This window comes from Faecalibacterium prausnitzii (genome assembly GCF_003287405.1).
Lineage (GTDB): Bacteria > Bacillota > Clostridia > Oscillospirales > Ruminococcaceae > Faecalibacterium > Faecalibacterium intestinale.
Genome location: NZ_PRLD01000010.1, coordinates 1 through 22,931 on the forward strand (window position 1 = coordinate 1; position 22,931 = coordinate 22,931).

The following is a 22,931-nucleotide window of genomic DNA, read 5'->3' on the forward strand; positions in this document are numbered from 1 at the left end:
GTATTATCTCGCATGGTTTGACCTCCTTATTACGGTTACTGTAATAAATATATCACTAACCGTAATATTCGTCAAGCAGATTCAGAAAAAATATTTGAGGGATGTGTAAAAGAAGAACGGTCTACTCTATTCTTGTTTTGTTGTTCGGCGTGTCGTGGTGCTGGGAATTGCTAGGAATCGGTTGAACATTCGTTTTGGTCATTGTACCTCCTGTCTGTTCGATAACTCCTCGGTGAAGTTATGTAAGCACGACACGCCGTTTGTTCGCGCCATCAGGCGCGAACTATGAGCAGGGTTTGGGGCAGGCACGCCCCAACAAGATCACATCGGAAATGCAGACGCATTGAAGAAGTGAAGTCCCGGTGGAGCACAACATTTTCAAGAATTGAAAATTTGTGGCCACGGGACGGTTCTTGCTCTCCACCGCTGCGCTCAAAACGCATTTCCGAAAGTTGTTTCCGAATTGTTAAGACGCAAAAATAAGTAGAGAGTTCCGCTGCTCGTGTATGTTGATCGCCGTTTGCTCCGAACGAAGTTCCTGCCCCTGTTTTGCAGCGGCGTTGGCCGAAAAGCCGGTATCACGCTCGGACGGCTCATGAAATTCTCAAGGTACGGCTTCCCCAAAAAGAAAATACCGCCCACGCAGTACAGGCGAAGGATTTTGTCGGGTGAAACAGACGGCAAAATGATCGGGTGTGTTGCGGGGCGGTAAATCTTCGCAGGAAATAAAACCGCACAGAATCGTTTCTTTACAGAAATCGCTGTGGATTTGTTGGGAATGATAACATAAGTATTGATGTGTGTCAACACTTCAGGATAATGAATACATCAGATGAATGAAACACACAAAGTACAAGCAAAAGCAAAGCAATGTTTTAGGAGAATGTTTTAATTTTCGCAGTTCAGGCGGACTTGGACGGTAAACACACCGTCTTTCTTTTTCGTATAGAAGTCACCATGGTTCTCCTGAACGATACGATTTATATTTTTTAGTCCGTAACCGTGATACTCTCCGATGCGGATTCCGCGAGAAGTATCACTGTATGGGTTTTCCAGCCGATAGAAGAGGCTTCGATACTGCTTGCGCAGCTGTAGATGAATGATTCTCTGTTCCGCTGGCAGGTCGCAACAGGCTTCGATGGCATTGTCAAATGTGTTTCCGATAATGATGCTCAAAGACAACGATGAGATCGTCAGGACTTCAGGAATCGTCACATCCAGTTTGACGTTGATGTTATTCCTTTCCGCAATTCGTAAGTAATAATTCAAAAGAGCATCAACAACAGGATTTCCGACCGCAGAAATATTTGTGGAACGCTCGAAAACATCCGTGGCAGCCTGCGCAATCTTGTGAAGTTCTTCGGTATCACCGTGTTCTGCAACTGCCTGCATCGCCAGGATGTATTTCTTCACATCATGCCGCAGAGAACGGACTTCTTCCTGGCGTTCTTTGAGCTGCTGGTAGTATTCCATTTGAAGATTGTACTGCTGTTCGTTGAACTTAACTTTGAATTTTTCCAGTTCATTTTCCCGGAGAGCTTCCACATAGAACACGATCAGGATGTTTATAAGGAGAAGCACCGCCATAAGACCGACCATATAATCCGGGAAATACTCATCCGCAGCATGATACTGTGCCACATAACAGACAGCAATACTTGCGATTTGAATCGCAATGATCGGCAGCAGCCATAGGATACGCAGAGCATTTCCTTTTCGGCTGAAAAAATGTGAGATCAGGACTACGAGTGGAATTTGAATCAGGTTTGAAAAAACAACATAGACCAACCGTGCTGCCCCAGCCTGCATTAGAATGTCGGTATCCGGGATACGCAGCCCAATCAGAAGCATTGCAAGCACTTCCACCAAAGCAATCAGTGTGAAGAAAGCTCCGCTTGCAAAAACCGCCTGCCACGGTCGAACCTCATAGAACAGCAATGCAAGGAAAAATCCGCCAACTAAAAGATAGATCGTGCGCTGCGTCACCCAATCCGGGAATAAACTCAAAGCACACTGCCCAGCAATCAAGAGTGCAACATAGGCATAGAACCACCTTGAGACGGGCTCCTTTTTGGGAAACAGCCGACCGATAAAAAGCAGCAACAGGGCAATGTTGGCAAAGCTCCCTGCAAACTCAACGAAATAATAAAGCATCATCTTCCCAAATAAGCGTTGAAGATCTGATTGAACTCCTGACGCTTCCTCCTGCTGATCGGCAGCTGATGTCCGCTGGAAAGAAAAACAGCGGTTCCCGTAGCGTAAACAATGTGTTCCATGTTGACGAGATAACTTTTGTGTGGTGACACAAAGCACCGTTTGGGAAGCTGCTCCAAGGCTTCAGGAATGCTCATTCGCAATGTAAGGTCTTGCTCCTTGCAGTGAATCAGAACTTTATGTCCGTGGCTTTCCAGAAAGTAAATGTCCGATGTTTCCAAGGACATGGTAACACCATCGTATTCGATCGTGAAATGTTTGGAGTTCAGTTCCTGAAGGACGGCATCCATTGCCGCAGCGAACAGCGTCTGATCCAAAGGTTTGACAAGGTAGCGGAATGCAATGCCATATCCCTGCACAGCGTACTCATGCCGCTTCGTGACAAATACCACCAAAGGATGCTTCTCCATCTGAATCAAAGACTGCGCCAGCTGAAAACCGTTGGATGGCATCTCGATATCGAGAAGAAGCAGATCAAAGGATTTCTTCTGCATTTGCAATTCGCTCAGAAGTTCGTTTCCATCCATGTAAGTTTCAATGTCAAAGCAGCCTTGCACATCGTACTGCTGGACGCTTTGAACAATGCCATCAAGGTCTGATTTCTCATCATCGCAGACTGCAACGTGGTACTTCAGCATTTCGACAACCTCCACAAAATAATGTCCTGCTACTATTATAGACTGTGCAAAGGCTCCTTACAAGTAGCCTGACCTACCACTTTTGTCACCAGAACGACCAGTTTTGCCAAACCTCTTGATTTTGCTGAAATTTATGATACAGTGAAGCAAAAATCAGAAGATAAGGTGGCGCAACTGCAATGTGGGAACGCACGCTGTCTCAAAAATCAGTCCGTCTTTTCTGCGAGCAAAAAGTGATAGATGAAGCAAAGGCGGATGCGTATGTCTATGGGTACGAGTTGCTCATATCATCTGTTGTGAGCGTTCTGCTTGTTGTTTTAATCGCTGTTGTGTGTGGTGATGTGCGGTACGCACTTTCATTTTTGATTGGGTTTATCCCACAGCGAATCTACATTGGCGGATACCATGCAACATCGCACACCAGATGCTATTTGGCATTCTCCGGACTGGCACTTATCTGCATTTTGCTAAGTAAGGCAATCGCAGCAAATCACCTTTTCCGTATCCTGACAACAGTAGCTCTTTTGGGCATCTCTATCTTTCTCTCACCTATCGAAGCAAAGAATAAGCCTTTAAGTGAAAAGAAGCGGTCAAGTTACAAGATGGTCGCATCTGTTCTTTCGTCAATAGATTTCCTGCTTGCCATTTTTAATGTGCTTCCGTATACACGTCATGTAGTTTGCTACTATCTCTCCAAATGGGTATTGATTGTATTCTCAACAATTCCTTTGGTTCAACAAAAATTTAATGCCAACTTTTGTAGATAGGGAGGTGATAACATGAAAAAAAACAAATGGGTGCTGCTTCTTATCGCTTTTGTTGCATTTTTGGTATTGGTTTATTTTATTGGTGCTTGCCTTAATGCAACGGCAGAGGCATTGACAATTATTTCGCTCTGCATCGGCATACTGGTCATTTATTTAGTCGTAAAAGCAATCAAATCAAAATAAGGAAAGGAAAATGTGATCATGAGTACAAGAAAATTCATCAAAAAACTTACGGCGAGTCTGCTTTGAGTAGCTTAAGCGAGCGACAACCACCAGCTCCGCTGGTGGAGTAGAAAATGCTTTAGCTATAAGATTCGAGCAAAGCGAGATGACAAAGAAATTGTTATCTTAGAAGATGCACTTTGCAACATAGCTCGTTAGAGCGGTAGGGCAGGTAATGCAGATGAAAGACGCTTGCTCGAGGCCCCTTGAGGGGCTTTGCCAGTAGGATGCCCTTCTAGGGCTTACTCAAGCCACCGGCTTAGCCGGTGGTTTTGACTTTATTGCGGTTGTAATGTCGTTTGGCGTTCAGTCTGCCTTCGCTGAATCGAATTCACCGAAAGCTACCGTTAAGAACAATGTTGTTACTTTTAGCAATCTCGATCAACTGAAGGCAAACGAGAAGCTCGCAATTGCGGTAGTTGACAGTAATGGTGATCCAGCAACTATTACTATCGAGTCAGTGGACAATTCAATTTCTCGTGTAGCGAAATCGTCGAATTCTTGGAAGGTTTCGTATAAGGGAGTGGTGATTCATGCATATTTTTATATGACAGTGACGAATAACAAAGTCACAAATGCATGGGACTATTCGATTACAACTTTGGGTTCCACATATAGTGATGCAAGTTTGACGTATAACTCCAGTTCGGCAAAACTCACCTTTACCAGTAACGCTTATAATGGTATTGCTTCTCATACTTGCTGGCTGAAGGGAACTCCTCGCGGAACAAACAATGAAGTCGATGTAACGTATTCTATGTAATGTGGAGGACAATATGAAACAGAATTCACAAAAACTGATTTTTTTCCTGAGTAAAATTACATGTGCTTTTGCAATGGCGATTGCAGTCTTAAGTGTGAATAGCACCTGCTGCTTTACAGCGTATCAGCCGGATGTCCCTGAATCGCTTGATCGCAACTAAACTCATATGATAGACATTATATCAAAAACGATGTGAGGTGATAGAATATGAAAGATGTATCTCGAAGAGAATTCTTGAAAACTTTATGTTTAGGCATAACAGTAGCCGCTTTACAAAATTTGCCAATGACAACGGCTTTTGCAGACAGTGCAATCAGTAAAACAAAAATTATTTCTAAAAGCGACCGTGAAAATTTGGTGGCTACTGTTGCAAGAACTGTGCAAGTGTCCTACAAAATAGATAAAAATACGATCATTGAAGTAACTCGCTTTACTGATATTGATGGACAAAATGTTACCTTGAACCGGAGCGTTAAAGAAGATGGTACAGGTGAACTTGTCTATACGAAAGCCCAAAAAACGAAAAAAAGCAAATTGACCAATCAAAGCTATGATGTCTTTTTGAAATTAGCAACTTCAAAATCTATGCCTCAAACAAGGGGAGCCACTGTTGGAAGTGATGTTACAGGATCACAGTATAAGCATATATTTGTATCAAATCTCAGCTATACAATTGACAATACGGCGATTGCGCAAATTGAGATTGGTGGAGTTGAAACTGCAGCAAGCCTTTTAATTACTGGGTTGCACTTGCCGGGAAGCACTGCTGTTACGGTTGGATCCTTTTTGGTTAGTGTGGTTCTAGCTACTTCTCCATCGAAAGTTGTTATAAATCAATCGCTGTATGAAGTCCATTTCGCATATGATAATAGCTACTATACCCATTGCTATCATGATATTTTGTATTCGTATGATTCCGGTGGACACCTTATGGATACTACAAAATCGTACCATCAAGCTGTGGGAGGCTAAGAATGAAAAAAGGCAAAAGCAACTTTTTTCTTATTGCTCCTTTTGCCCTTTGGGGCTGCATTTCAGTATGGACTAGTAATCTTGTCCGATTGACAGATAAAAGCGCAGTACCTTATGCTTGGGCTTCTTTGTTTTTCTCATATGGAATCGTAGCAGTGCATTATATCCAAGTGGCAGTATCCTCCAAAGGCTGTAACAATGCCGAAAACGAAAAAATTGCATGGGTTCAGCTTGGGCTTTCAACTTTGTTCTTGATAGTAGCTGTTGTTCTAGCTATTCAATGAAGGAAAGCAAAGTAATCACCCAAAGCAGTGTAAGGTCACAATATTTTCTATTCCAGCAGTATTCTAGTAGTTTCAGCATTTGTATGGTTCACATTTATTTGCCGAGGAGTATACACCTGAAGGGGAAAATTTAATGAAGGTGATTCCAATGGAGCTTTAGTGTATTGAGTGAAGAAAAAAATAAATTAGGAGGCAGTATACTATGACTAACAAAATCAAACGGCTGATTTCCATTCTATTGGTCACGGTTTTATTTCTCCTGACCATTCAGCCAGCATTTGCAACTGGAAATAAGAGAAAGATCGATGATTATTCGATAGAAGAACTTCTCAATCTTTCTGTGCAAGAACAAGAGAATCTCGGATTTTATGTTTTGGCCGAGGTTCCAATGCGCATTCCTGTTTCTAATACAGACGGCTCAAGAGTTGTATCGTATATTGATGGAACATGGAGAGTTCTTTATACAAAGGCCAATGGATTGGGCTTTTATATGAGTGGAACTACCGTCGGTATTGGCCCGGATTTAATAAAAAATGTTTCAGGAACGGATTACTACACGAGCTATTCCGATAACATCGAACGAAGCTGCCCATTTTCAACGACAGCACTAGTTCCAGAACAAAGTATATATAATACAACCTATACATATGACTTCTATGATGTTGGAACTTATCTTGATTGCAGCGTTGGGTGTTATTTTGGAGTGGTTGGCTCAAGCAAACCAATCTATTGGAGTGCAACTACACAAGTTACCATCCCGAAATTATGATTTTGACCAGCTATGGATGAAATTGTTTTTGAACCCAGTGATGTCAATATGTTAGCAGCTTTAGGCATCGTCGAAAGTGTAAAGTTGTTTCCGTTTATGTTATCAATGGGAGAACTTCAATATGCTTGCGATTCAGAATATCGTTGCAAACAATTCGTGAATTGCCTTTCAGAATATTATCCTGACAGCCAAATTGAAGCTAGACAACTGTGGTCGAAATATCATGGTACAGCGAATGCGGTTCAATGTGATATGATAAATCATAAGCCACTGCGTGTTTGGGTCAGGAGTTCTGCCGATTGTTGGTGCGGCATTTATTATATTTGTTACTATGCAGCAAAGTATGGTACAAATAGAATTTTGCTTGCATCCAGAGAAGGTCTGAAAGAATTTATGGAAGGGAAAACCGATAAGATCTCACAAAAGTATTTGACGGAAGAAACTATTACTGAGTATGCCAAAAGATGGGGAAAGCTATTAAACGAAAACACCTCCATGCGTATTTGGCATGCGAACGATGTTAAAAGCGTTAACATAGATTATTTCGACCAGAGAATTATTAGTTTAGTATCGAGAATTCCTATTTCGGTTGGTGAACTTACCGCAGACGTATTAAAAGCGATTTCTGCTCCGGTAAGTGACTGGTATGTCATGAAACGCATAGAAGCACTTTTGAAAAAGGGTGTTCTTCAAGTCGTTATTCCAAACAAAATCTTTTATAATACCATCGTCCAGCTAAACGAAGAATAAAGGAATCCGAGCAAGTCGGCCCAACAGTCACCTCATTTCAACGAGAGGGGTGGCTGTTGGGTCAATTGTTCAAAAAGAAAAACTGAAGATAATAAAAAGTCTTGATTTCTCCATCAAAACATGGTATATACATTATACGAAACAGTGCTTTGAAAGAACGCTCCACCGTTCAATGACGTGTAAAGAGAGGTGCTTGCCATGACCGCTGTGATCTACGCCCGCTATTCCAGTGATAACCAGCGCGAAGAATCCATCGAAGGCCAGATTCGTGAATGCACGGCCTATGCCGAAAAGAATGACATCACTATCGTCAAGCACTACATTGACCGCGCCATCTCTGCCAAGACGGATAATCGCCCTCAATTCCAACAGATGATAAAGGACAGCGACAAGAAGCTGTTTGATATTGTTCTGGTCTGGAAACTTGACCGCTTTGCCCGGAATCGCTACGACAGTGCCCGGTATAAGACCCAGCTGAAGAAGAACGGTGTCAAGCTCATGTCGGCTACGGAGATCATCTCCGAGGGGCCAGAGGGTATCATTCTGGAATCGGTTCTGGAGGGCTATGCAGAATACTACTCTGCCGACCTTGCCGAAAAGGTTGTCCGTGGACAGACAGAGAACATCCTGAAAGGCCGCTGCAACGGTGGTCGTGGAACGTTTGGATATACGCTGGATTCCGAGCGGAAATTTCACATCGACCCGCTTGCCTCCCCTTTCGTGCTGGAATCGTTCACGAAGTATCGGGATGGCCTCACGATGAAAGAGATTCGGGACTGGCTGAATGAAAACGGCATCAAGAACCCGGTCGGAGGCGAATTTACTTACAACAGCGTGGAGCACATGCTCAAAAACCGGCGTTATATCGGAGAACTGAAATTCCGGGATGTGGTCGTGCCGGATGCGATTCCGCCCATCGTGCCGCTGGAACTGTTCGATGATGTGCAGGAAAAGATTGCCAAAAACAAGAAAGCCCCTGCCCGAAGAAAGGCAGAGGACGATTACCTGCTGACAACCAAGCTGCACTGTGGTTGCTGCGGTGCGCTGATGTTTGGCGAAAGCGGCACAAGCCGGACGGGAGAAGTCCACCGCTACTATAAATGTGCCACGGCCAAAAAGAAGAAGGGCTGCAAGAAGAAAACTGTCCGCAAACAGTGGCTGGAAGATCTGGTGGTGAACCAGACCATGCAGCTTGTCCGGGACGATGCCGCCATGGAATCCATTATCGCCAAGGTCATGGAGCTGCAAGACCGAGAGAACACCAACCTTCCTCTCTATGAGAAACAGCTCCGGGATGCAGAATCGGGTATCCAGAATATGCTCAACGCAATTCAAGCCGGAATCCTCACCAGTTCCACCAAGGAACGGTTGGAACAGCTCGAAGAAACCAAGCGTGAGCTTGAAGCCCGCATTGCGGAAGAAAAGCTGGCAAAGCCAAAAATCAAAGAGGAATTTATCCGTTTCTGGCTGATGCGCTTCCGTAAACTGGACATGAGCCTGAAAGACCAGAGGCAAGCGTTGGTGGATACGTTCATCAATTCGATTTATCTGTACGATGATAAGGTTTTGATAACCTTTAACTATAAAGAAGGTACACAGACCATCACGTTTGAGGAAGCGGCCCAAGCCGCATCAAAGGAAAATGGTTCGGATTTGGATTGCTTTACTGCACCAAGAAAAACCAGAACACATTGGTGTTCTGGTTTTTCTTTTTGTCTGCACGATGGAAGGGCTCGAACAGGGCGGCGGCGCACAGCGCCGCAAGCAAAGCCACAGTGCGGCTTTGCTTAGCCCGCGGGTCCCAACGGCTAGGAATGTCTAACGTGGAAGCTGTGAATCGAAAGATTTCATGGCTTTTTTGTTTTGTAAGCCATGGGTGCACGGTTTCTGCATGGTCTGGATGCTTGCAAGTGGATTTTGCATTGTGCTATAATTTTTCTGCTAAAATCTATCGCGCAGGCAGCATCTGCCGATCGTATAGGGAGGTCTGTTTCATGAATACCACATTGCGGCGGGACGCCGATGCAATTGTCCGTTCCAGCATTCAGGCGGTGCTTCCAGACGAAGCTGTGCGCCGTGCGCTGGAAGCCTTTCAGCCAAAGGGCGGCAGAGTGCTGCTGGTGGCGGCGGGCAAAGCGGCATGGCAGATGGCTCATGCCGCCGTGCAGGCACTGGGGCGCGTGGACGGCGGCGTGGTGGTGACAAAGTACGGCCATGTGAAGGGCGGGATCCCCGGCGTAAATTGCTGCGAGGCTGGGCATCCGGTGCCGGATGCCAACAGCTTTGCAGCCACCGAAAAAGCTTTAGCGCTGGTACGGGGGCTGACCGCAAAGGACACGGTGCTGTTTCTGCTTTCCGGCGGCGGCAGCGCCCTGTTTGAAAAACCTCTCGTCTCCGGCGCAGAGCTGCAGGACATCACAAATCAGCTGCTTGCCTGCGGAGCCGACATTGTAGAGATGAACACCATCCGCAAACGGCTGTCCGCAGTCAAGGGCGGGCGGTTCGCGCAGCACTGCGCTCCCGCAAGGGTGTTCAGCATCGTGCTCAGCGATATTCTGGGCGACCCGCTGGATATGATCGCCAGCGGCCCGGCAGCGCCGGACTCCTCCACCTGCGCACAGGCGCTTGCCATTGCGGAAAAATATCGGCTGAACCTGTCTAAGCAGGCAAGGACGCTGCTGGCGCAGGAAACGCCGAAAGCCCTTGACAACGTGACCACCCGGATCACCGGCAGTGTGCGGGAACTGTGTACTGCCGCCGCCGATGCCTGCCGGAAGCTGGGGTATGAGCCGGTCATCCTTACCGACCGGCTCTGCTGCGAAGCCCGGGAGGCGGGCAGCTTTCTTGGCTCCATTGTCCGCACCCATGCGGGACAGGGCAAAAGGCTGGCTTTTATCGCAGGCGGGGAAACGGTGGTGCACCTGACCGGCAAAGGGCTGGGCGGGCGAAATCAGGAGCTTGCGCTTGCCGCTGCCCCTGCCCTTGCGGGGCTGGAACACTGCTGTGTGTTCTCGGTGGGCAGTGACGGCACCGACGGCCCTACTGATGCCGCAGGCGGCTATGTGGACGGCGACACCGCCGCCGCACTGGCTGCAGCGGGCTGGAATGTTTTTGACGCTTTGCAAAACAACGATGCCTACCACGCCTTGCAGGCAGTGGAAGGGCTGATCCTCACAGGGGCCACCGGCACCAATGTCAACGATGTTGCCGTGGTACTGGTCTGACGCAGAAAAAGCCGCTCCGGGCACACCCGGAGCGGCTTTTTTAAGGAGGTAACGAGGTAAATGAATAAGGATCTCCCAACGCTTATCCCGGGGTGCAGGCCCCGGACAGGCGCTCAGGCAAAGAAGGAAATAACAAGTGCTACCAGGAAGCCCACGCCGCCGACCAGCGTTTCCATGATGGTCCAGGTCTTGAGGGTGGTCTTTTCGTCCATGCCCACAAGGCTCTTCACCAGCCAGAAGCCGGAGTCGTTGAAGTGGGAGCAGACGGTGGAGCCGCCTGCAATGGCAGCGGTGACACAGGCGAGGTACAGCGGGCTCAGCTCGCTGAGGCCGGGCATGGCGGAGATGATGCCGGCTGCCATGGTCATAGCCACGGTAGCGGAACCCACCGAGATACGCACCAGAGCAGCCACGATGAAGGCCACCAGCACCAGCGGCAGGCTGGCGTTTGCCACGGCGTTGCCGATGACATCGCCCAGACCGGAGTTCTGCAGCATATAGCGCAGCACGCCGCCGCAGGCAGTGACCAGCAGGATCATACCGGTGGGCTCCAGAGACTTGGTCATGATCTTTTCCAGCTGGGCGTTGTTATAGCCGTGGCGGGTGCCCAGCAGGTACATAGCAGCGATGGTAGCCAGCAGCAGAGCCATGAAGGGCTCGCCGAGGAAGGCTAGAACGGGCTGGATGCCTGCCAGTGCGGGCACCACCTTTGCCACGGAGTTTGCGATGATGAGCAGCAGTGGGATCATGATGATGCCCACGATGGTGCCAAACTTGGGCAGCTTGCTCTCGTCAATGTCTGCCTGCTGTGCAATGTGCTCGGGGACTTCGACCATGTACTTTTTGCCGCAGATGCTGCCCCAGATGGGACCGGCGGCGATCATGGCAAAGATGCCGCAGAAGATGCCGATGAGGATGACCCAGCCAAGGTCAACGCCCAGCATGGTAGCCACCAGCACAGGGCCCGGCGTGGGCGGGATGAAGGCGTGGCCGACCGCCAGACCTGCCAGCAGGGGGATGACGTAGTACAGTACAGAGCGCTTGGTGCGCTTTGCCAGAGAGAAGGCCAGCGGGATGAGGATGATCAGACCGGCGTCAAAGAACACCGGCATGGCCACCACCAGACCCGTGATGCCCAGTGCCCACGCGGCCTTTTCGTCACCGAACTTCCGCACCATGGTCACAGCCAAGGTCTGTGCGCCGCCGGATTCTTCCAGAATGGCGCCGAACATGGAGCCCAGACCTACCAGAAGGGCGATGCCCTTTAAGGTATTGCCGATGCCCTCGTTCACCGAGCCGATGATGTCGGACAGGGGCATACCGGCCATCAGGCCGATGCCCACCGCACCGATCAGGATGGAGATCATGGCGTGGACCTTGAACTTGATGATGAGAACGAGCAATAGGATCAGACCTGCCACGGCAGCAAATACCAGCCGTGCCGCATCGGGCGTTGCAACTGCTGTCATAGAAATTTCCTCCGTTTCATGATTTTTTGGTTACACTTATCCAAGCCGTCCGGCAAAACCCGCCAGGCGGTTTACTGCTTGTTGTTTACGAGGGGCGTTTTACTCCATGTATGCGCCCTTCATGGGGCTGACGGCGTGCTGAGAGTAGAGCTTCAGCAGACCCTTGGTGTACTTGGGAGCCTTGGGCTTCCAGTTGGCGCGGCGCTCGGCAAGGATGGCGTCCATCTCTTCGGGGGTCTTGGGCTCGCCCTTCACGCCTACGATGGCCAGCTTGCGGTTGTGTACGTCAATCTGGATCAGGTCGTCCGGCTCCACCAGTGCGATGGGGCCGCCCACCGCAGCCTCCGGGCTGACATGACCGATGACCGGGCCGCGGCTTGCACCGGAGAAGCGGCCGTCGGTGATCAGCGCTACGCTGGAAGCCAGCTTCGGGTCGGCGCAGATGGCCTCGCCGGTGTAGAACATCTCGGGCATACCGCTGCCGCGGGGGCCCTCGTACCGGATAAAGATGGCGTCACCGGGCTTCACCTCGCCGTGCAGCACAGCGGAGATGCACTCCTCCTCGCTGTCGTAGGGCTTGGCGCGCAGGGTGGCTTCAAACATATTCTTCGGGCAGGCGGTGTGCTTGATGACGCAGCCTTCCGGGGCAAGGTTGCCCTTCAGGATGGCGATGCTGCCGTCGGTGCCCTTGGCGTTATCAAAGCTGTGGATGATGTCCTCGCGGCTGACCGGGCGGGCAAAGCCGGCGGTCTTTTCTGCCAGAATGGCATCGCAGTGCTGGTAGAAGCCGTTCTTCTTCAGCTCTTCCAGATTCTCGCCCAGCGTCTTGCCGGTGACGGTCATCACGTCCAGATGCAGCATGGACTTGATCTCCTCCATCACGCGGGGCACGCCGCCTGCGTAGTAGAAGTACTGTGCGGGCCAGTCGCCGGAGGGACGGATGTTCAGCAGGTAGTGGGCTCCCCGGTGCATCCGGTCAAAGGTGTCGGCGTCGATCTCAATGCCGAACTCGTGGGCGATGGCGGGCAGGTGCATGGTGGCGTTGGTGGAGCCAGAAATGGCGGCGTGCACCATGATGGCGTTCTCAAAGCTCTTCTTGGTCACGATGTCCTTGGCGGTGATGCCCTTCTTGACCAGCTCCATCAGCTGCTTGCCGGCATCGTAGGCCGCCTGCTTCAGCTCCGGGGCGGTGGCGGGCATCAGGGCGGTGCCCGGCAGCATCAGACCCAGTGCTTCTGCCATGATCTGCATGGTGGAGGCGGTGCCCATAAAGGAGCAGGCACCGCAGCTGGGGCAGGCGTTGTGCTTGTAGTAGTCCAGCTGGCTGTTGGGGATGACGCCGGTCTTTTCCCATGCGTCAAACTTGCCGATCTGCTCCAGCGTCAGCAGCTCGTTGATGGCGCAGGCGGGGTCGTTGACCACATACTCCTTGGGCAGGGTGTGGGCTTCCATGACGCCGCCGGTGACCACGATGGCGCTCATGTCCTTCAAACGACCGATGCTCATCAGCATGGCGGGCACGGACTTGTCGCAGCTGGCGATGAACACGCCGCCGTCGTAGACGCTGGCGTTTGCCTGTGCTTCCACCAGATTCACGATGGCGTCACGATGGGGCAGAGAGTAGTTGATGCCGTCATGACCCTGTGCGATGCCGTCGCACATATCAGTGGCAAAATAGCGGGCAGCCTTGCCGCCGTTGTCGTTGACCGCCTGCACGGCTTCCTTGACGAACTGATCCAGATGGGCGCTGCCGGGGTGGCTGTCGCCGAAGGTGCTTTCCACCATGATCTGGGGCTTGGAAAGATCCTCGACCTTCCAGCCCATACCCATCTTCAGCGGGTCATTCTCAGGTGCTAATGTGCGGACTTCCTGTGAACGCAACTCCATATTCATTACCTCCAAATACTGCTTGCTTTCGTCCTTTTTTCTGCGGGACCTTTTGTGATTTTATTGTAAAACCGCAGACGTCTTTTTGCAAGTTGTCACGGGTATGTCCTACTATTTGTGCAAAAACTCTGGGATACATCATGCACTCTGCCCAAATCTGAGCGAATTTTGCCCAAAATCAGCCGTCAAAGCGGCTTTTGAGAAAAAAGACGGAAAAAAGTCGTCTGATGATTTTGAAAAAAGAGGGCGCAGCACATAGTCAGTGCCCTCGCCCTCTAAAAAACTCCACCCGTGAAAATGCAATGCCGGAGCGTCCGCAGACGCTCCGGCATTACTCCATTAAAAAATATTTTTCTTTTCAATTGATATACGCCGCCATGCCGATGGTGCCATCATCCGGGTCCTCGCCATCGTAGACCTTTTTGATGTAGCTGCGGTTGAAGTTCAGGTGCATCACCATGGCAGCTTTTGCGCCGATGGGGTCGTGGTTGGCAATGGCTTCGGTGATCATGCGGTGGGTCATGATGGTCTCATCGATCAGCTTTTTGTGGGTGACGTTCACGAACATCATCACCGCCGTGTCGATGACCGGGATCAGCTGCCCCACCACCAGATTCTTGCTGCTCTCGGCGATGCAGGTGTGGAAGGCAATGTCGTCCTCGATGTAGCGGTCGCCCGCGTGGATCTTGGTCTCCACCCGCTCGCAGAGCCGCCGCAGCCGCTCGATGTCCTCCGGGGTGGCGTTCTGCGCCGCCATCTCCGCAATGCCCGGCTCCAGCAGCAGACGGACGTTTACCAGATCAAAGGCCAGTACGTTTTTATCCTGCACGCTGCGCAGGTTCAGCGGGTCGGAAAGCCCCTTCACCGTGGTCACCACATAGGTGCCGGAGCCTTGCCGCACCTCCACGATGCCCTTGCTGGACAGCAGCTTCACCGCTTCGCGGATGGTGCTGCGTCCTACCCGGAACTTTTCGCCCAGCGCAAACTCGTTGGGCAGCTTTGCGCCCGGCTCCAGCGCTTCGTCCAGAATATAATGGTAGATCTGATCCTCCACCTGCTCGGCCAGCAGCTTGTTTTTCAGGTGTGAAAATTCGCTCATAGCAGTACCCCTTTGCGCCTGCGGCTTTTTTCTGAAGTATACGGTGCGGCGCGCGTTTTGTCAACAAACGGCGCACACACAAATCATGTCTGGTCTGGCTCGCCGTTTTCCAGCTTGCCCAGATACCGCCACAGGGTGGTGCGGCTGATGCCCAGCTGCCGGGCGGCGGCGGCGCGGTTGCCGCCGTGGGCGGCTACCGTCTGCTGCACCACCTCGCCGATGATGCTTTCCAGCGTGCGGGAGGTGTCGGTGCTGATCACCGCCGCCGGGTGCGCCGCCGGGGCGCTGCGCAGGCTGCGCTCCTTGGAGAGCAGGTCTGCCACGCTGCTGCTGCGGATGTAGGGGCCGTTCGTCAGGGTGGCAAGGGAGCGCAGAAGGTTTTTGAACTGGGTGTAGTTGTTCGGCCACGGGTACTGCCGCAGCATCTCGATGGCGCGGGGCTCAAAACCGGAGAGCTGCTTGCCCAGCTCCAGATTCAGGCTGTTCAGGTACAAACTGGAAAGGGACGGGATCTCGTCCGACCGGCTGCGCAGCGGGGGCAGCTCCAGCGTCAGTGCGCCCAGCCGCTCGATGAACCGGCGGGTGACCGGGGAGACCGGTTCCTCCGGCCGCACCGAGCGGGAGAACAGCAGCCGCACCCGGCGGGCAAGGCCGGTCTCCTCGATAGCAGCCAGCAGCTCGGTGCTCCACTGCTCCGGGATGGCTTCAAAGTTCTGGAAGTAGACCGTGTTGCCGTTGGCGTTCAGGGGCGAGTTATAGTGGTTGAGCAGAAAATCCCATGATTTATCGTTCATCATGGCGCAGTTTGCCACCACGAGGGGGCGGTTCACCAGTGCGCTGTGCAGGTAGAGGTAGCGGGCGATCTGCTCCTTGCCGGTGCCCGGCTCGCCGCAGATGAATAGGGGCTGACGCACGGCAGCAAGGGCGTTGATCTCGGCGTCCTGCGTGCCCATGGCACCGCTCAGGCTGTAAAAGCTGTTGGAGAAAAGATACTCGCACTCGCCTTGGTTCAGCGACCGCAGCCCCGGGCGGCTGGAATGCAGCGGGATGCGGGAGGGCACGCAGTAGAACAGGTACCGCTGCACGTTGTTCATCAGCAGCACCTGTGCTGTGATGCTGTACAGCTGGCTGCGCTCGGTGTAATAGAACTTTAAGCTGCCCGTGGTGGGGATCTCCCGCAGATGGGTCTGCAAACAGCGGTGCAGCTCCGGGGAGATGTCCTTCATATTATTATAGAACAGGCTGCCGTCCGGCTCCATCACCACGACCCTGCCGCCCTGCTCCTGCGTGATGCTGCGCAAAAACAGGTTCTCCTGCCGCAGCTGGCCGAACCATGTGCTGATGTTCACCGCCTGATCGATGGCGCTGTGCAGGCTTTCGATGCCGGAGGTGATGAGAAAGGCGTCAAAGCCCATCTCCCGGGCAATGGTGTGGGTGACCATATCACAGACCACCATCCGGTAGCCGCCCTGCTTGAGCCGCTCCAAGGTGTGGCGCACCTCCTCGGCGCTGCGGACGGTGAGGATGTCCAGATCAAAGTTCAGCAGGCTGCAAAGGGTGTGGGCGGGCTCGGTGATGCTGGGAAAGCCCACGATGGCGTACAGGCTGGTGTAGTTCTCTGCCAGTTTCATGGTGCGCAGCACATCGTACACCGAGATATGGATATCCACCACCGGCAGATCGGTCACCTGCCGGATCAGGGTGGCGGTGCCGCCGCGGGAGATGATGCAGTCGTAGCTGTTGGGCGTCATGCTCTGCACGATGGCCTGTCCCTCTTCCAGATCGCCGGTGTACACCTCCAGCTCAACGTTGGGGTAGGCCTGCGCCGCCTGCTCCATGGCGGTGCGCATTCCGTCGTAGGGGGCAATGCCCAGAATGCGGGTGTGAGTTTCGACCATAAAACGTCCCTCCATGTTTCTCTTTGAAACTATTATACTCGGTGTAGTTCAAAAAGAAAACAGAAAGTGGTTTCAAAATAGAACGTTTTTACACTTGAAACGGAAAGAAAATTGAAAACGTGCTAAAATGAAACGCTTTTGCCCCTTGCGCGGGGTGCAATCCCCTGCCGGATACGGCATAATGAAAGCACAAAAACAAGTGAGGGGGCACGAACGAATGCTTCGCCTGCTGATGATTGCAGATGATTTTACTGGTGCGCTGGATACCGGCGTACAGCTTGCGGCACACGGCATCCCCACGCAGGTCGTGGTGGGGCAGGCAGACCTTTCCGCGTGCAGCAGCACCGTGCTGGTGGTGGATACCGAAACGCGGCATCTGCCCGCCGCAAAGGCTGCCAAGGCTGTTGAAGAGCTGACCCGCAGCGCGGTGGAAAACGGCGTGGGCTGCATCTATAAAAAGACGGATTCTGCCCTGCGCGGCAACATCGGCGCAGAGCTTGCCGCCCTGCTCAAGGCAAGCGGCGCACGCAATTTACCCTTTCTGCCGGCCTTCCCGCAGATCGGACGCACCACCGAAAAGGGCGTCCATTACATCAAAGGCGTGCCGGTGAACGAAAGCCCCTTCGGCATCGACCCCTTCGAGCCGGTGCGCTGCGCCGAGGTGACAAAGCTGATCCATTTGCAGACCGATGTCCCCGCACAGAGCCTGCAGCCCGGCGAGACGGCAGCGGACAAGACCGGCATTCTGGTGTATGACGCCGCCACCGCCGCAGACCTTGAAGCCGCCGGACAGCAGCTGTTCCAGAATGGAACGCCCCCGGTGCTGGCAGGCTGCGCAGGCTTTGCCGCCTTTCTGCCGGAGCTGCTGGGGCTTTCGGACGGCAGCGTGGTCGAGACCCCGCAGCTGGATCCCCGGCTGCTGGTGCTCTGCGGCAGCGTGAACCCCATCACCCTGCGGCAGATGGACACCGCCGAAAAGGCAGGCTTTACCCGCCTGCGGCTGACCCCTCGGCAAAAGCTGGAGCCCGGCTACTGGGTAAGCGCCGACGGCAAGGCTGCGCTGGCAGAAATCGAACAGATGCTGGCAGCAAACCCCCACTGCATCATCGAGACCAACGATGCCGGGGGCAACCAGCTCACCGCCGACTATGCCGCCGCCCGCGGCATCGACTTGGACGGTCTGCGGGTGGGCATTTCCGGCAGCGTCGGGCAGATGTTCGGGGCGCTGTTCGGCAGCGAGCATCTGGGTACTTTGCTGCTCACCGGCGGCGACACCCTGCTGCAATGCATGAACAGCGTGGGCGCACGGGAGCTGGAGCCGGTATGCGAGCTGGAAAGCGGTATCGTGCTGGCGCGGTTCACCTATCAGGGACGCACCCGCTACGTGATCACCAAGTCCGGCGGCTTTGGGCAGGAGGATCTGCTGGTGGAGCTGGCAGACCGCATTGCAAAGCATTGAGAATGGAAGCAGCAGCCCTTTGCGGCTGGAACGGAAGATAAATGTAACAGAAGGAGAACGACCATGACCTATGCAAAACTGCCCGGCCTGACTTGGGACGGCACTGTGTACGAGAACGAGGAGATGGGCACGCTGGAAGCCCTGCTGCCCACCGGCGGCTGGCCCACCGCCCACGCACCCGCTATGGTGGAGCTGCCCAATGGCGACCTGCTCTGCTGCTGGTTCGCCGGTACTTATGAGGGCAGCGCAGACGTGCACATCATCTGCTCGGTGCTGCCGCATGACGGCACCAAGTGGCTGGAGCCGGTGGATATCTCCGGCGACCCCACCCGCAGCGAGCAGAACCCCTCGCTGTTCTACGGCCCGGACAACGCCGTGTGGGCGATGTACACCGCCCAGCTGGACCGCGTAGAGGGCAAGGACAATATGCAGTTCACCGCTGTGGTGCGCTGCCAGAAGAGCACCGACGGCGGCAGAACATGGGGCGACTACACCACCGTGTTCCCGGAGGAGGGCACCTTCTGCCGCCAGCCCATTCAGGTGCTGTCCAACGGCCGCTGGATCTTTGCCAACTGGCTGTGCACCGACTCTGCCGAGGGTCTGTCCGGCGACCCCACCGCCTTCCGCATCTCGGACGACGAGGGTAAAACTTGGCGCATGGTCATGATGCCCGGCAGCAACGGCCACGTCCACGCCAATGTCATCGAGCTGGAGCCGGGGCATCTGGTGGCGTTCATGCGCAACCGTGAGGCCTACCGCATCCACCGCAGCGAGTCCTTTGACTGGGGCGAAACTTGGACGGTGCCCGCACCCACCCCGCTGCCCAACAACAACTCCAGCATCAGTGCGGTCAAGCTGCAGAGCGGCCGCATCGCCATTGCCTACAACCCCACCTGCACCCCCAACCCCGTGCCCGGCAAGGCTGCATGGCCCGGCCTGCGCTGCCCGGTGGCGGTGGCGCTCTCGGAGGACGGCGGCCTGACCTTCCCCATCATCCGCTGGATGGAGCGCGGCGAGGGCTACATGGGCGATGAGAACAAGACCAACAACAAGCAGTACGAGTACCCCTACCTGATGCAGGGACGGGACGGGATGCTGCATCTGGCCTACGCTGCCCGCACCCGGCAGGGCATCAAGTACGTCCGCTTCTCGGAGCAGGACGTGCTGGGCGCAAAGCGGGAAACCGTGGGTCTGTATAACCCCACCGCAGCCCAGAGCCGCTGAAAAAGCTTTTCGGAATTTTCATCCTTTATTTATAGAGCAAAGCATCATTCAGGAGGTTGATCAGTATGCTGACCCAGTACAATCTTAAAATGCCGCACGCAGTTTACGGCGGCGAGAACGCCATGGACAATATCACCGCCATCATCAAGGCGCGCGGCGCAAAAAAGGTAGCCATGTTCACCGATAAGGGCATTGAGGGCGCTGGCCTGTTTGCCCTGCCGGAAGAAGCTGTCAAAGCCTCCGGCGCAGAGTACTATGTGCTGGACGAGCTGCCCCCGGAGCCCAGCTACATGGCTGTGCAGAAGCTGGTGGACGAGTTCAAGGTCTCCGGTGCAGACCTGATCGTGGCCTGCGGCGGCGGCTCCGTGATGGACGCTGCCAAGCTGGCAAGCGTGCTGGTGACCGACGCCTACGGCGTGAAGGAGCTGCTGGATAACCCCGGCATGGCACAGAAGTGCGTGCCCATCGTGCTGATCCCCACCACCGCCGGTACCGGCGCCGAGGTCACCCCCAACGCCATCGTGGCTGTGCCCGAAAAGGAGCTGAAGGTGGGCATCGTCAACGAGAACATGATCGCGGACTACGTCATTCTGGACGCCCGCATGATCAAGAACCTGCCCCGCAAGATCGCAGCCGCTACCGGCGTGGATGCGCTGGCACACTGCATCGAGTGCTTTACCAGCAACAAGGCCAACCCCTTCAGCGACCTGTACGCACTGGAAGGTCTGGACCTGATCCTGAACAACATCGAAAAAGCCTGCGATGACCCCGAGGCCATGGCAGAGAAGAACCGGATGCAGATCGCAGCCTACTACGGCGGTCTGGCCATCACCGCTTCCGGCACCACCGCTGTGCACGCACTGAGCTACCCGCTGGGCGGCAAGTACCACATTGCACACGGCGTGTCCAACGCCATCCTGCTGGCACCGGTCATGCGCTTCAACAGCGAGCACCCCGCCGTGCGCGAGCGTCTGGCTGCCGCCTATGACCGCTGCTGCCACGAGGAAAAGACCTGCACTACCGTGGAGGAAAAGACTGCATGGATGATCGCCCGTCTGGAGCACATCGTCAAGCATCTGGACATCCCCACCAGTCTCAAGGAATTCGGCGTGCCTGCCGAGGATCTGGAAGGTCTGGTCAACGCCGGTATGCAGGTACAGCGCCTGCTGGTGAACAATATGCGCCCCGTTACCGCCGACGACGCACGCAAGCTGTATCAGGAGATCATGTAACAGAAAAGGAGTAAAGACTTATGAAGACCAGCGATATCAAGGGCATCATCCCTCCCGTAATCACCCCCATGAACAATGACCCCGAGCAGACGGTCAACCATCAGGCTCTGCGCGAGCAGGTGGAGCGCCTGCTGGCAGGCGGCGTGCACGGCATTTTCCCCATGGGCACCAACGGCGAAGCCTACGCCCTGTCCTTCCAGGAGAAGGAAGAGATCCTTGCCACTGTCATTGATCAGGTAAAGGGCCGCGTACCGGTCTACGCAGGCACCGGCTGCATCACCACCGCCGAGACCATCCGCCTGAGCAAGCGTGCCGAGGAGCTGGGCGCAGACGCACTGTCCATCATCACCCCCAGCTTTGCACTGGCCTCCCAGAAGGAGCTGTACGACCACTACACCGCCGTGGCAAAGGCCGTCAACCTGCCCATCATCCTGTACAACATCCCCGCCCGCACCGGCAACAAGCTGCTGCCCGAGACCGTGCAGGCTCTGTGCCGTGATGTGGAGAACATCGTGGGCGCAAAGGATTCCAGCGGCGATATCGAGAACCTGAAGGCCTACATCCGCCTGACCCGTGAGCTGGACAAGGAAGTTGCCATTCTGGCCGGTAATGACGGCGCTATCCTGACCTGCCTGAAAGAGGGCGGCGCAGGCGGCATTGCAGGCCGTGCCAACATCTGGCCGGAGACTGTTGCCAAGATCTACGATTGCTTCAAGGCCGGGGATCTGGAGGGCGCACAGGCTGCACAGGACGCCATTGCCATCCTGCAGCAGACCTTCAAGTACGGCAACCCCAACACCATCATCAAGACTGCCGTTGCCCTGCAGGGTCACCCCGTGGGCAAGTGCCGCGCACCCTTCAACTATGTGCCCGAGGAAGGCATGGAAGCCATCAAGAAGGTTCTGGCTGAGAACGAGGCCAAGGGTCTGCACTGAAACGCGCTGAAGCAAGGAGAAGGCTGCTATGAATAAACCCATTGTCGGTATTACTATGGGCGATCCCGCCGGTTCCGGCCCGGAGATCACCATCAAGGCTCTGGCTGACCCGGAGCAGTACAGCTACTGCCGCCCCATCGTTGTGGGCGATGTGAAGGTGATGGAGCAGGCCAAAAAGTTCGTTGGCCGCGAGGACATCGTCATCCACCGCTGCGAGAAGGTGTCGGATGCCCTGTTCACCCCCGGCACCATCGATGTGCTGCATCTGGATCTGATCGAGGACATCAGCAAGTTCGAGATGGCAAAGGTCAGCGTGGAGGGCGGCAACGCAGCCTTCCAGTGCGTGAAAAAGGTCATCGAGCTGGCCATGGCGGGTGAGGTGGATGCCACCTGCACCAACGCCCTGAACAAGGAAGCCATGAACAAGGCGCTGGAGTACTACCACGGCGAAAAGTCGGATGGCTACACCCACTTTGACGGCCACACCGAGATCTACGCCACCTACACCCACACCAAGAAGTACACCATGATGCTGGCACATCACGACCTGCGCGTGGTGCACGTTTCCACCCACGTTTCCCTGCGGGAAGCCTGCGACCGGGTCAAGAAGGACCGCGTGCTGGAGGTCATCGAGATCGCCAACAAGGCCTGCAAGGATATGGGCATCGAGAACCCCCGCATCGCTGTGGCAGGTCTGAACCCCCACTGCGGTGAGAACGGCCTGTTCGGCCGGGAGGAGATCGAGGAGATCACCCCCGCCATCGAAGCCGCCAAGGCCGAGGGCATTACCGGCGTTGTGGGTCCCTGCCCGCCGGACAGCGTGTTCTCGCAGGCCATCGGCGGCTGGTACGACATCGTGGTGTGTATGTACCATGATCAGGGTCACATCCCGCTCAAGACCGTGGGCTTTGTCTACGACCGCGAAAAGCAGGAGTGGAAGGCAGTGGAGGGCGTCAACGTCACGCTGGGTCTGCCCATCATCCGCGCCAGCGTGGATCACGGCACCGACTTCTACCACGCCGGCAAGGGCAACGGCAACGAGCTGAGCCTTGTCAACGCCATCAAGTATGCGGTCAAGATGACCGGCCGCGCCAACTAAGTTATCTTCATCCCAACCAATTCTTC

At 54.0% G+C, this 22,931-nt stretch carries 21 protein-coding genes; 15 read left to right on the forward strand and 6 right to left on the reverse strand.

All coding sequences use genetic code 11. The annotated features are described in order from the left end of the window. Positions 1–888: 888 nt before the first annotated feature. Together C4N24_RS10260 and C4N24_RS10265 are read right to left on the reverse strand one after the other, a co-directional pair. On the reverse strand, positions 889–2,157 hold the full coding sequence (locus tag C4N24_RS10260; protein WP_097791218.1) for a GHKL domain-containing protein: 1,269 nt from the start codon (positions 2,155–2,157) through the stop codon (positions 889–891). Beyond that, complete coding sequence (locus C4N24_RS10265) at positions 2,154–2,852, reverse strand: LytR/AlgR family response regulator transcription factor (protein WP_005924492.1); 699 nt, start codon at positions 2,850–2,852, stop codon at positions 2,154–2,156. The genes C4N24_RS10260 and C4N24_RS10265 overlap by 4 nt, the downstream gene beginning before the upstream one ends. A gap of 179 nt (positions 2,853–3,031) precedes the next feature. Between C4N24_RS10265 and C4N24_RS10270 the strand changes: the two genes are divergently transcribed. The 10 genes from C4N24_RS10270 (at position 3,032) to C4N24_RS10310 (ending at position 10,603) form a co-directional block, all read left to right on the forward strand. Further along, a complete protein-coding gene (locus C4N24_RS10270) occupies positions 3,032–3,619 on the forward strand; it encodes an accessory gene regulator B family protein (RefSeq protein WP_005924490.1) in 588 nt (195 codons plus the stop codon). Between the two features lie 12 nt (positions 3,620–3,631). Continuing rightward, positions 3,632–3,802, forward strand: coding sequence for a hypothetical protein (locus tag C4N24_RS15365; RefSeq protein WP_005924488.1), 171 nt, complete (start codon positions 3,632–3,634; stop codon positions 3,800–3,802). A gap of 331 nt (positions 3,803–4,133) precedes the next feature. Beyond that, positions 4,134–4,604, forward strand: a complete 471-nt coding sequence (locus tag C4N24_RS10275) for a DUF5626 family protein (RefSeq protein ID WP_112091340.1) — start codon at positions 4,134–4,136, stop codon at positions 4,602–4,604. Positions 4,605–4,617: 13 nt separating this feature from the next. Continuing rightward, positions 4,618–4,764, forward strand: a complete 147-nt coding sequence (locus tag C4N24_RS10280; RefSeq protein ID WP_081027705.1) for a cyclic lactone autoinducer peptide — start codon at positions 4,618–4,620, stop codon at positions 4,762–4,764. Positions 4,765–4,811: 47 nt separating this feature from the next. Next, entirely contained in the window at positions 4,812–5,576 is a 765-nt protein-coding gene (locus C4N24_RS10285) for a hypothetical protein (RefSeq protein ID WP_005934532.1), read from the forward strand. A gap of 2 nt (positions 5,577–5,578) precedes the next feature. Then, on the forward strand, positions 5,579–5,860 hold the full coding sequence (locus C4N24_RS10290) for a hypothetical protein (protein WP_005943373.1): 282 nt from the start codon (positions 5,579–5,581) through the stop codon (positions 5,858–5,860). A 202-nt stretch (positions 5,861–6,062) separates the two neighbouring features. Next, complete coding sequence (locus C4N24_RS10295; protein ID WP_005934531.1) at positions 6,063–6,629, forward strand: hypothetical protein; 567 nt, start codon at positions 6,063–6,065, stop codon at positions 6,627–6,629. Between the two features lie 12 nt (positions 6,630–6,641). After that, on the forward strand, positions 6,642–7,379 hold the full coding sequence (locus C4N24_RS15675; RefSeq protein ID WP_223387800.1) for a DUF3658 domain-containing protein: 738 nt from the start codon (positions 6,642–6,644) through the stop codon (positions 7,377–7,379). A gap of 198 nt (positions 7,380–7,577) precedes the next feature. Further along, positions 7,578–9,170 carry a recombinase family protein gene (locus tag C4N24_RS10305; RefSeq protein WP_242983243.1) on the forward strand — a complete coding sequence of 531 codons (1,593 nt, stop codon included), beginning with the start codon at positions 7,578–7,580 and terminating at the stop codon, positions 9,168–9,170. A gap of 203 nt (positions 9,171–9,373) precedes the next feature. Further along, positions 9,374–10,603, forward strand: a complete 1,230-nt coding sequence (locus C4N24_RS10310) for a glycerate kinase type-2 family protein (protein WP_112091341.1) — start codon at positions 9,374–9,376, stop codon at positions 10,601–10,603. A gap of 113 nt (positions 10,604–10,716) precedes the next feature. On the opposite strand, the gene C4N24_RS10315 is transcribed toward C4N24_RS10310, so the two are convergent. From C4N24_RS10315 to C4N24_RS10330, 4 genes are all read right to left on the reverse strand, one after another. Beyond that, positions 10,717–12,072 (reverse strand): GntP family permease, encoded by a 1,356-nt coding sequence (locus C4N24_RS10315; protein ID WP_112091342.1) that lies wholly within the window; start codon positions 12,070–12,072, stop codon positions 10,717–10,719. Positions 12,073–12,171: 99 nt separating this feature from the next. Beyond that, positions 12,172–13,953: a dihydroxy-acid dehydratase gene (gene ilvD, locus C4N24_RS10320; protein ID WP_431733134.1), complete on the reverse strand. Its 1,782-nt coding sequence runs from the start codon at positions 13,951–13,953 to the stop codon at positions 12,172–12,174. Between the two features lie 364 nt (positions 13,954–14,317). After that, positions 14,318–15,058 carry a FadR/GntR family transcriptional regulator gene (locus tag C4N24_RS10325; RefSeq protein ID WP_112091344.1) on the reverse strand — a complete coding sequence of 247 codons (741 nt, stop codon included), beginning with the start codon at positions 15,056–15,058 and terminating at the stop codon, positions 14,318–14,320. A gap of 83 nt (positions 15,059–15,141) precedes the next feature. Continuing rightward, positions 15,142–16,956, reverse strand: a complete 1,815-nt coding sequence (locus tag C4N24_RS10330; RefSeq protein WP_112091345.1) for a sigma-54-dependent transcriptional regulator — start codon at positions 16,954–16,956, stop codon at positions 15,142–15,144. A 217-nt stretch (positions 16,957–17,173) separates the two neighbouring features. Between C4N24_RS10330 and C4N24_RS10335 the strand changes: the two genes are divergently transcribed. From C4N24_RS10335 to pdxA, 5 genes are all read left to right on the forward strand, one after another. Continuing rightward, a complete protein-coding gene (locus tag C4N24_RS10335; RefSeq protein ID WP_112091346.1) occupies positions 17,174–18,415 on the forward strand; it encodes a four-carbon acid sugar kinase family protein in 1,242 nt (413 codons plus the stop codon). Between the two features lie 63 nt (positions 18,416–18,478). After that, positions 18,479–19,639 (forward strand): sialidase family protein, encoded by a 1,161-nt coding sequence (locus C4N24_RS10340; protein WP_112091347.1) that lies wholly within the window; start codon positions 18,479–18,481, stop codon positions 19,637–19,639. A 65-nt stretch (positions 19,640–19,704) separates the two neighbouring features. Beyond that, complete coding sequence (locus tag C4N24_RS10345) at positions 19,705–20,871, forward strand: iron-containing alcohol dehydrogenase (protein ID WP_005922638.1); 1,167 nt, start codon at positions 19,705–19,707, stop codon at positions 20,869–20,871. A gap of 20 nt (positions 20,872–20,891) precedes the next feature. Continuing rightward, entirely contained in the window at positions 20,892–21,806 is a 915-nt protein-coding gene (gene dapA, locus C4N24_RS10350) for a 4-hydroxy-tetrahydrodipicolinate synthase (protein WP_005922637.1), read from the forward strand. A 28-nt stretch (positions 21,807–21,834) separates the two neighbouring features. Next, a complete protein-coding gene (gene pdxA, locus C4N24_RS10355; RefSeq protein ID WP_112091348.1) occupies positions 21,835–22,905 on the forward strand; it encodes a 4-hydroxythreonine-4-phosphate dehydrogenase PdxA in 1,071 nt (356 codons plus the stop codon). Positions 22,906–22,931: the final 26 nt, after the last annotated feature.

Bases quoted from the DNA above. Each gene is read 5' to 3' on its own strand.
- C4N24_RS10340 (WP_112091347.1), top strand. From the start codon at position 18,479: ATGACCTATGCAAAACTGCCCGGCCTGACTTGGGACGGCACTGTGTAC.
- dapA (WP_005922637.1), top strand. From the start codon at position 20,892: ATGAAGACCAGCGATATCAAGGGCATCATCCCTCCCGTAATCACCCCC.
- C4N24_RS10305 (WP_242983243.1), top strand. From the start codon at position 7,578: ATGACCGCTGTGATCTACGCCCGCTATTCCAGTGATAACCAGCGCGAA.
- C4N24_RS10310 (WP_112091341.1), top strand. From the start codon at position 9,374: ATGAATACCACATTGCGGCGGGACGCCGATGCAATTGTCCGTTCCAGC.
- pdxA (WP_112091348.1), top strand. From the start codon at position 21,835: ATGAATAAACCCATTGTCGGTATTACTATGGGCGATCCCGCCGGTTCC.
- C4N24_RS10330 (WP_112091345.1), bottom strand. From the start codon at position 16,956: ATGGTCGAAACTCACACCCGCATTCTGGGCATTGCCCCCTACGACGGA.
- C4N24_RS10275 (WP_112091340.1), top strand. From the start codon at position 4,134: ATGTCGTTTGGCGTTCAGTCTGCCTTCGCTGAATCGAATTCACCGAAA.
- C4N24_RS10315 (WP_112091342.1), bottom strand. From the start codon at position 12,072: ATGACAGCAGTTGCAACGCCCGATGCGGCACGGCTGGTATTTGCTGCC.
- C4N24_RS10280 (WP_081027705.1), top strand. From the start codon at position 4,618: ATGAAACAGAATTCACAAAAACTGATTTTTTTCCTGAGTAAAATTACA.
- C4N24_RS10295 (WP_005934531.1), top strand. From the start codon at position 6,063: ATGACTAACAAAATCAAACGGCTGATTTCCATTCTATTGGTCACGGTT.
- C4N24_RS10270 (WP_005924490.1), top strand. From the start codon at position 3,032: ATGTGGGAACGCACGCTGTCTCAAAAATCAGTCCGTCTTTTCTGCGAG.
- C4N24_RS10265 (WP_005924492.1), bottom strand. From the start codon at position 2,852: ATGCTGAAGTACCACGTTGCAGTCTGCGATGATGAGAAATCAGACCTT.
- C4N24_RS10290 (WP_005943373.1), top strand. From the start codon at position 5,579: ATGAAAAAAGGCAAAAGCAACTTTTTTCTTATTGCTCCTTTTGCCCTT.
- C4N24_RS15365 (WP_005924488.1), top strand. From the start codon at position 3,632: ATGAAAAAAAACAAATGGGTGCTGCTTCTTATCGCTTTTGTTGCATTT.
- C4N24_RS10260 (WP_097791218.1), bottom strand. From the start codon at position 2,157: ATGATGCTTTATTATTTCGTTGAGTTTGCAGGGAGCTTTGCCAACATT.
- C4N24_RS10325 (WP_112091344.1), bottom strand. From the start codon at position 15,058: ATGAGCGAATTTTCACACCTGAAAAACAAGCTGCTGGCCGAGCAGGTG.
- C4N24_RS15675 (WP_223387800.1), top strand. From the start codon at position 6,642: ATGGATGAAATTGTTTTTGAACCCAGTGATGTCAATATGTTAGCAGCT.
- C4N24_RS10285 (WP_005934532.1), top strand. From the start codon at position 4,812: ATGAAAGATGTATCTCGAAGAGAATTCTTGAAAACTTTATGTTTAGGC.
- C4N24_RS10335 (WP_112091346.1), top strand. From the start codon at position 17,174: ATGCTTCGCCTGCTGATGATTGCAGATGATTTTACTGGTGCGCTGGAT.
- C4N24_RS10345 (WP_005922638.1), top strand. From the start codon at position 19,705: ATGCTGACCCAGTACAATCTTAAAATGCCGCACGCAGTTTACGGCGGC.